This window comes from Lysobacter enzymogenes, assembly GCF_017168095.1.
Lineage (GTDB): Bacteria > Pseudomonadota > Gammaproteobacteria > Xanthomonadales > Xanthomonadaceae > Lysobacter > Lysobacter enzymogenes_D.
In genome coordinates, this window is record NZ_LXSD01000581.1 from 1 (window position 1) to 8,365 (window position 8,365).

Annotated in this window: 3 protein-coding genes; all 3 read left to right on the forward strand. The window is 74.3% G+C overall.

What is annotated here, in order from left to right:
* The first annotated feature begins 112 nt into the window (after positions 1-112).
* The 3 genes from A7A76_RS22655 to A7A76_RS22665 all read left to right on the forward strand — a co-directional run bounded on the left by A7A76_RS22655 (position 113) and on the right by A7A76_RS22665 (position 8,257).
* Positions 113-1,948 carry an ATP-binding protein gene (locus A7A76_RS22655; protein ID WP_241201130.1) on the forward strand — a complete coding sequence of 612 codons (1,836 nt, stop codon included), beginning with the start codon at positions 113-115 and terminating at the stop codon, positions 1,946-1,948.
* 89 nt (positions 1,949-2,037) lie between these two features.
* Positions 2,038-4,332 carry a tetratricopeptide repeat protein gene (locus A7A76_RS22660; protein ID WP_206413435.1) on the forward strand — a complete coding sequence of 765 codons (2,295 nt, stop codon included), beginning with the start codon at positions 2,038-2,040 and terminating at the stop codon, positions 4,330-4,332.
* Positions 4,333-4,762: 430 nt separating this feature from the next.
* Positions 4,763-8,257: a non-ribosomal peptide synthetase gene (locus A7A76_RS22665; protein ID WP_206413436.1), complete on the forward strand. Its 3,495-nt coding sequence runs from the start codon at positions 4,763-4,765 to the stop codon at positions 8,255-8,257.
* Positions 8,258-8,365 lie beyond the last annotated feature (108 nt).

The window sequence follows — 8,365 nt, forward strand, 5'->3', positions numbered from 1 at the left end:
CGCGGCGCCCGGCCGCCGCCGGGCGGCGACGCGCGCGCTGCTGCGGCGCGCGCTTGTCTGTTAAGTTTGGCCGTCTTGCGCCGATGTGCGGCGCGAAAGGGAGCGGCGAGACTTGGAAGGCGATTACGCACAACTGCGCACGGCCGGGGTCGACCTGGGCGGTCTGATGACCGTGCTGGGCCAACACCTGTATTCGACCCCGCTGGTGGCGCTGCGCGAACTGGTGCAGAACGCGCACGACTCGATCGTGCGGCGCCGGCTGGAAGACGCGCAGGCGCCGGCGGCGCCGCGCATCACCGTCAGCGGCGATCTCGCCGCGCGCACGGTGCGGGTGACCGACACCGGCACCGGCCTCACCGATGCCGAGATCCATCAGTACCTGGCCACGGTCGGCGTCGGCTACACCCGCGGCCTGCGCCAGTCCGGCGCGGGCGAGGACGAACTGATCGGCATGTTCGGCCTGGGCTTCCTGTCGGCGTTCGTGATCGCCGAGCGGGTCACCGTGCACACCACCTCGTATCAGCAGCCCGCACGCGGCTGGCGCTACCAGTCCAGCAACGGCGAGCAGTATTCGCTGACGCCGGCGCCGGCGCGCGAGGTCGGCACCGTGGTCGAGCTGCTGCTGCGTCCGGAACACGCGCGGCTGGCCGGCGAGGACTACCTGGCGCGCGTGCTCGGCCGCTACTGCGCGCTGCTGCGCGTGCCGATCCACATCGGCGGCGCGGCCGAGCCGGTCAATCCCGAGCCGCCGCCGTGGCGCGATCCGGACGCCGGCAACGAGCATCCGGTGCAGGCGCGCAAACGCCAGTTGCGCTTCGCCAGTCGCTTCGAATCGCAGTTCGAGCCGATCTGCGCGCTGCCGGTGGCCGCGCCCGAGCACGACCTGCGCGGCCTGCTGTGGGTGCAGGACGGCGGCACCTACGGCAGCAGCGACAACCGCAACCTGTCGGTGTTCGTGCGCGGCATGCTGCTCGACGACGACGCGCGCGAACTGTTGCCGAGCTGGGCCGGCTTCGCCGGCGGCGTGATCGAATCCAGCCGGCTGATGCCCACCGCCAGCCGCGAAGACCTGCAGCGCAACGACGCCTACCGCGCCGCCCAGCACGCCATCGCCGAAGCGCTGATCACCGGCCTGGCGAGCCTGGCGCGCGAGCAGCCCGAGGCGTGGCGGCGGATCCTGGCGCGGCACAACGAGGCGCTGCTCGGCGCGGCGCTGTGCGATGCGCGCCTGTTCGAGCTGCTGGCCGCGGAAGTGCGCATTCCCAGTTCGCACGGCGAGCTGCGCGCCGGCGCGCTGCGCCGCGACGGCGTCATCCATGTCGGCCTCGGCGGCGGCGGCTTCGAGGACATGCTGTTCCGCATGCTCGGCGTCCCGGTCGCGCGCGGCGACCGTTACGCGGTGCTGCCGTTCCTGCGCCAATGGGTGCAGCGCCACGGCGGGCGCCTGATCGAGATCGGCACCGAACAGGGCAACCGCCAGCTGTTCACCGAACAGCCGCTGCCGGCCGAAGACCTGGAGTGGCTGCGCCAGGCCCTCGGCGACGGCGAACGGCTGGTGCCGGCGCGTTTCGCCCCGGCCGAGCTGCCGCTGATGGCGGTGCCCGACCGCGAGGCCGAGCTCAAGCGCCGGCTGGAGAGCGACGAGGCCGACAAGCGCATTTCGATGACCGCGCTGCGGCTGGTGCGCGGCTTCACCGCCGGCATCGACGGCTCGGCGCCGGCGCGCCTGTACGTCAATCTCGACAATCCCGCGATCGCGGCGCTGCTGGAAACCGCGCGCCGCGACCCGGCCGCGGCGGCGCCGGCGGCGCGGCTGCTGCGCGCGGTCAAGCAGTTGATGGACAGCCACAGCGAACACAGCGAGGCCGACGGCGAGGAGCCGCGCCTCAACGGCGCGCTCGCCGCCATCGGCGAAAGCACGCTGCGGCTGCTGCCGCCGGCGTCCTGACGCCGGCGTTCGCCGCGGCAGCGCAAGCCGGCCGCGCCTGTTTCTTTCAACCCATTCGCCAAAGCGACACAGCCAGACGGGAACCCGATATGGACATCTTCCAGTGGATCGAAGACCTCAGCGACGAACTCAACGAAGCCGGCCAGTACCGGCTGGTCGAGCTGATCAACCGCATTCCCACCGAACTGCACGAGAACCATCCCGAGCGGGTCGAGGCGATGCTGCCGGAGGCGCTGGCCGCCGCGCGCGCGCTGCAGCACCCGTGGCTGGAGGTGTTCTTCCGCCATTGGGGCCTGCAGAACCGCATGCGCAACCTGGCCGAGGGCGAGAAGGCGCTGCCCGAGGCGGTGGCGCTGCTGGAGTTCGCCCATCGCGACCAGACCCAGCAATGCCCGCAGTCGGTGTGCGTGACCCAGGACATCGCGATCTGCTACGGCAACGTCGACGGACCGGGCTGGGTGCCCGAGCGTCTGGCGGTCAGCGAGGAGACGCTGGCGCGGATCGAGCCGAGCCGCAATTGCTACGACTGCATCAGCCGCGAGTACGCGCTGGCGCTGATGGACGACGAGCGCGCCGCTGAGGCGGTCGATTACCTGCAGCGGCAAGCGCAGAACATGCGCCGCGACGGCGCCGAGCCGGGCGTGGCCTATCGCGAGACCCAGGCCGCCGCGCTGTTCCGCGCCGGCCGCCTGGAGCAGGCGCTGGCCGAGCTGGCGGCGATCGACGCCGACGACATGCCCGACGACGACGACGGCGACCGGCTCAGCCGCCGCACCTTCCGCGCGCTGATCCTGGCGCGAATGCAGCGCATCGACGAGGCCTGGGAGGCGCTGCCCGAGTACGGCCCGCTGATCGTGCCGCTGCTGTATCCGCGCTGGTCCGAGGCGGTCGCGCTGATCGCGCAGGCGCGGCCGCAGCACAACCACTGGTGGCTCGGCCGCCTGCTGATGTCGATGGCCGCGCACATGGACCAGGTCGGCGCGCACCGGCGCTGCATCGAGCTGGCGCTGCGCCACGGCGAACTGGCGCTGCTGCGCAACGCGCCGTGGAGCGCGCGCCGCGCGCTGGAGCTGGCCCGCCGCCATCTGTCCGGGCTGCGCGCCGATCTCGGCGCCGCGGCGCTGATCGACGCCTTCGCCGCGCGCGTGGACGCCGCCGGCGGCGGCGAGTTCGCGCTGCCGATGCCGGCCGAGCAGGTCTACGAACACGTGCGCGGCAACGAGGGCTCCGATCCGGAACAGGACATGGAACTGCTGCAGGCCGCCTACGCCCAGCGCCGCGACGACGGCGCGCTGGCCGGCCTGCTGGCCTCGGCGATGCTGGCCTGCGGCGCGCGCGCCGAAGCGCTGGCGCATCTGTGGGAGTTCGTCGGCCGCCATCCCGGTTCGGAAGAATCGCCGGCCGGGCAACTGCTGGAACAACTGCTCGACGGCGACGACGCCGGCGCCCAGGTCGAACGCCTGGCCGCGCTGCTGCAGCCGCAGCGCCCGGCGTTCGCGCACTGGTGCCGGGCGCAGCTGGCGTTCCGCCATTCGCGCTGGCGCGAAGTCAGCGAACACGTGCAGCGTCTGCTCGAGGCCGCGCCCGACGCCGACGGCGCGCGCCGGCTGTGGGCGCGCGCGGCGATGGAAGAACGCGATTTCGCCCAGGCCGTGGGCCTGTACGCGCAACTGGCCGAACGCGCCGAGCAGCCCGGCGGCGACGATTGGGACCTGATGTCGGCCGCCAGCGCCGCCGGCGACTGGGACACGGTGCGCCGCGCCGCCGCGCGGCTGGGCATGGAACTCAGCGGCAGCGAGGGCCCGGTGCGCGAAACCTGGGGCTGGGTGCGGGTGCGCTACGAGCGCGACGGCGAAAGCTACGACTGTCTGGCCCGCCGCACCGGGCCGGTCACCGCGCAGGTGGCGACGGTGGCGCCGCCGGGCCGCACCCAGCACGTGCGCGACGAAGTCGTGTTCGACGCCGCGCCGCTGGAGCAGGCGCCGGAGGACGAGGCCGAACGCGAGCGCTGGCTGGCGCCGTTCCGCGTCGTCCATACCCTGCATCGCGCCGACTACCGCAGCTGGTTCGTCGACGGCGCCCATCCCGGCGAGCCCGCGTTCGAAGCCTTGTGCGAAGCGGTGGACGCGCTGGACTGGTCGCTGTGGGTGCGCAGCGGCGAGGACTACCGCGTGCGCGATCCTTCCAGCGAAGAGGAGGGCGCGCTGCCCGGCGTGTTCTTCTTCCTGGCCACGCCGCCGCAGCTGGCGCCGGCCGAGATCGACCGCCGCCTGCACGAACTCACCGCCGGCTGGGAGCACCCGCTGAGCTGGCAGCAACTGGCCGAGCAGGCCGGCGCGGACGTGTCGCGGCACGAGGCGGTGGTCGAGGCTTACGGGCTGTAACGACGCAAGCGCGCTGCGTCGGCGGGGAGCCGCCGGCGCGCGCCGCGGGCGCCGGCGCTTCGCCGTGCGCTCGCCGGCGTATACGCTTCGCCGCGTGTTCCGCCCGGCGCGCAAGGCGCCGGGCGACGAGCAGCGGCGCGCGCGGCGTCGACCGACGCTGCGGGACGCCGGAATCGCCGGGCATCATCGCAACGCCTGCGACCGAGCCGGCCCAGACTGAAGGCTGCCGGACGCCTCATCGCCGCGCCCGCGCGACCCTCGGGCCGCGCGCGGCGTGAGCCCCGGCGATTCTTGTTACATTCGTCCCGCGATCCCGTCGCCTCCGCCGTCCCCGGCGGACCCGCCGCGACGGCGCGGACCGCGCAAGCCGGGCCCTCGCGCATGCGCGCGGGCGCGCCCGACAACTTCAGTGTTCGCACAAGGAGCAGGAATGGAAGACCTGTATTGCGACGACGCGCCCGCGTCGCCGGTAGAGCGGTCGGCGCTCGCGCCGTTGCTGCGCGAGGCGTTGGGCGAGCAGGCCGCCGCCCGCGCCGGGATCGGCAGTTTCGTCCAGCTCGGCGGCGATTCGCTCGCCGCCATGAGCCTGGCCGCGCGCTTGCAGCGCGAGCATGGCCTGGAGGTGTCGTTGAGCGATCTGCTCGGCGGCGCGCCGCTGGCGCAGGTGCTGGCCCAGGCGCGCGCGGCGCCGCATGCGGACGCAGATGCGGACGCAGGTGCGGACACGCGAGCCGACGCCGCGGCGCAGGCCGAATCCGGCACCGCGGTGCCGCTGGGCCAGGAAGCGATGTGGGTGTCGGAACTGGCCCTGGACGGCCCGCCGCACCATCTGGTCTTCGTCGCCGCGATCGACGGCGCGGTCGACATCGCGGCGATGTCGCTGGCCTTCGACGCGCTGGTGCGCCGGCACGAAGCGCTGCGCACCGCGCTGCGCCACACCTCCGAAGGCCTGCGCGCCGAACCCTTGCCGGGCCATCTCGGCGCGCTGCGCGTGCTGCACGCGCAACTCGACGAAGACAGCGAGGCGGCGGCGCTGGCGCGCGCGCACGCGCTCGGCCGCGAGCTGGCGGCGGCGCGCTTCGACCACGCCCACGAGCCGGCCCTGCGCCTGGCCCTGGCGCGCTTTTCGCCGCGGCGCCATGCGCTGCTGCTGTGCGCGCATCATCTGCTGCTCGACGGCTGGGCCATCGGCCTGCTGCTGCGCGAACTGTTCGCGCGCTACGACGCGGCGCTGCGCGGCGATCCGGCCTTGCCGGGCGACGAACGGCCGGCGCCGACCCTGCAGGCGCTGCTGCGCTGGCAACACGCCGAACGCGACGCCGGCCGCCATCGCCGCCAGGCCGGGTTCTGGCGCGAGCGCCTGGACGCGGTGCCGGCGCTGGTCGAGCTGCCGTGCGCGCGGGCGCGCCCGCCGATCCAGAACTCCGCCGGCGAGCGCTGGCGTTTCGATCTCGGCGCCGAACTCAGCGGGCGCGTGCGCGCGCTCGCCGCGGCCGCCGGCACCACCGATTTCGCCCTGCTGCTGTCGGGGTTCGCGCTCGCGCTCAAGCGCCACACCGGCTTGAGCCGCTTCCCGCTCGGCGTGCCGGCGCCGAACCGGCCGACGCCGGAGCTGCAGTCGCTGATCGGGCTGTGCAACAACATCGTGCCGGTGGTGCTGGAGATCGACGAGGACGCCGACGCGGCGGTGCACGCGCGCGCGGTGCAGGCCTCGCTGGCCGCGGCGCTGAGCCATGCCGGTCTGCCGTACGCGCAGATCCTGCAGGCGGCCGGCGCCGGCGGCGAGGCCGCGTTCAATCCCTTCGTGCAGATGGTGTTCTCGATGCACGACCGGCTGATCCCGCACGAACTGCGCGCCGGCGGCGCGCGGGTCGCGATCGAGGACGGCTTCGGCGGCCGCGCCGCGTTCGACCTGACCGTGTTCGTCGAGCGCGCCGATCCGGCCTTCGCCGGCGAGATCGAATTCGCCAGCGCGATCTACGATGCCGCCGCCGTCGCCAACCTGTTCGAAAGCTGGCGCGCCGCGCTGGAGGAACTGACCGCGGCGCCGCAGCGGCCGCTGCAGGACGCGCGCGCGATCTCGCCGGCGCAGCGCGCGCTGCTGGACCGGCTCAACGACACCGCGCGGCCGCAGCGCGAGATCGCCATCGAAACCGCGTTCGCGCAGCAGGCGCAGGCCACGCCCGACGCGCCCGCGGTCGAGGACGGCGAGCTGCGGCGCAGCTACCGCCAGCTCGAACGCGACAGCGCCGTGCAGGCCGCGCGCCTGCGCGCGGCCGGCGTGGGCGAGGGCGATCACGTGCTGCTGCGGCTGGACCGCTCGTATGCGGAAATCGTCGCGCTGCTCGGCGTGTTGCGTTGCGGCGCGGCCTATGTCGCGCTCGAAGCCGATCCGGCGCCGGCGCGCTTGCAGGCGATGTGCGCGGCGCTGCGTCCGCGCGCGATCCTCGCCGCGGCCGGCGACGCCGTCGCCGCGCAGGTCGCCGCGCCGCGGGTCGAGCCGTGGTCCGAGGCCTGGGACGGCGAGGACGCGCCGGAGGCCGGTCCCGACCGCGCCGGCGGCGAGCGCGTCGCCTACGTCGCTTTCACCTCCGGCACCACCGGCACGCCGCGCGGCGTGCGCGTGCCGCATCGCGGAGTGATGCGTCTGATCGATCGGCCGGGCTACTGCGAGGCCGGTCGCGGCCAGCGCATGCTGCGCTTTGCGCCGCTGGCCTTCGACGCGTCCACCTTCGAAGTGTTCGCGCCGCTGGTGGCCGGCGGCTGCGTCGTGGTGCATCCGCCCGGCCTGCCGACGCCGCAGCAGCTCGGCGCGTTCCTGGAAGAGCGCGGCGTGACCGCGGCCTGGCTCACCGCCGGCCTGTTCCGCCTGGTCGCCGATTTCGCCGCCGACCGCCTCGGCACGCTGCGCTGCCTGCTGGCCGGCGGCGACGTGGTGCCGGCGGCGCAGAGCCGCCGCGTGCTGCGGCTCAACCCCGGCCTGCGCCTGGTCAACGGCTACGGCCCGACCGAGAACAGCACCTTCACCACCGTGCACTGCGTGGACGCCGCCGATGCGGTCGGCGACCCGCTGCCGATCGGCGTGCCGCTGGCCAACACCACGGTGTGCGTGCTCGACGAACGCGACCGCGAATTGCCGCCCGGCGCGCTCGGCGAGCTGCACACCGGCGGCGCCGGGCTGGCGCTGGATTACCTCGGCGATCCGGACCACACCGCCGCGCGCTTCGGCCATTTCTGCCGCGACCGGCCCGGCCGGCTGTACCGCACCGGCGACCTGGCGCGGATCGGGCCGGAGGGCGTGGTCCACTTCCACGGCCGCCGCGATGGGCAGGTCAAGATCCGCGGCCACCGGGTCGAACTGGAAGATTTGCGCCGCGCGATCCTCGACCTCGCCGGCGTGCGCGACGCCACCGTGCGCGCGGAAACCGGCGACAGCGGCGACAAGCGCCTGTTCGCGGCGGTGGCGCCGGTCGCCGGCATCGCCGCCGACGCGGCCTTCGTCGACGCGCTGCGCGCGCAGTTGAAGCTGAGCCTGCCGGGCTACATGCAGCCGGCGCGCTGGCTGGCGCTGGACGCGCTGCCGGTGACGCGGATCGGCAAGGTCGACTGGCGCGCGATCGAAGCGCTGGCGAAGGCGCCGCCCGCCTCGCCGCCGGCGCAGGCCGCGGCGGCGCGCGCGGATGCAGCGCGCAGCGGCTGGCGCGGCGAACTGGCGCGAGTGTTCGCCGAAGTGCTGGAACTCGAACGCGCCGGCGACGAGGACGACTTCTTCGACCTCGGCGGCGATTCGCTGCGCGCCGCGCGCCTGCTGGCGCGCATCCGCGAGACCTGGGACGCGCAGATCAGCCTGCGCGAGTTCTATCCGACCCCGACCCTGGCGCATCTGACCGATCTGGTCGCGCGGCGGGTGGAGGTGTCGGCATGAGCGCGATGCTGCAACGCTGGCGCCGCGACGGCGTCGCGCCGCGCGCGCGTCTGTACGCCTTCGCCCATGCCGGCGCCGGCGCGGCCGACCTGCGCGCGTTCGCCGCGC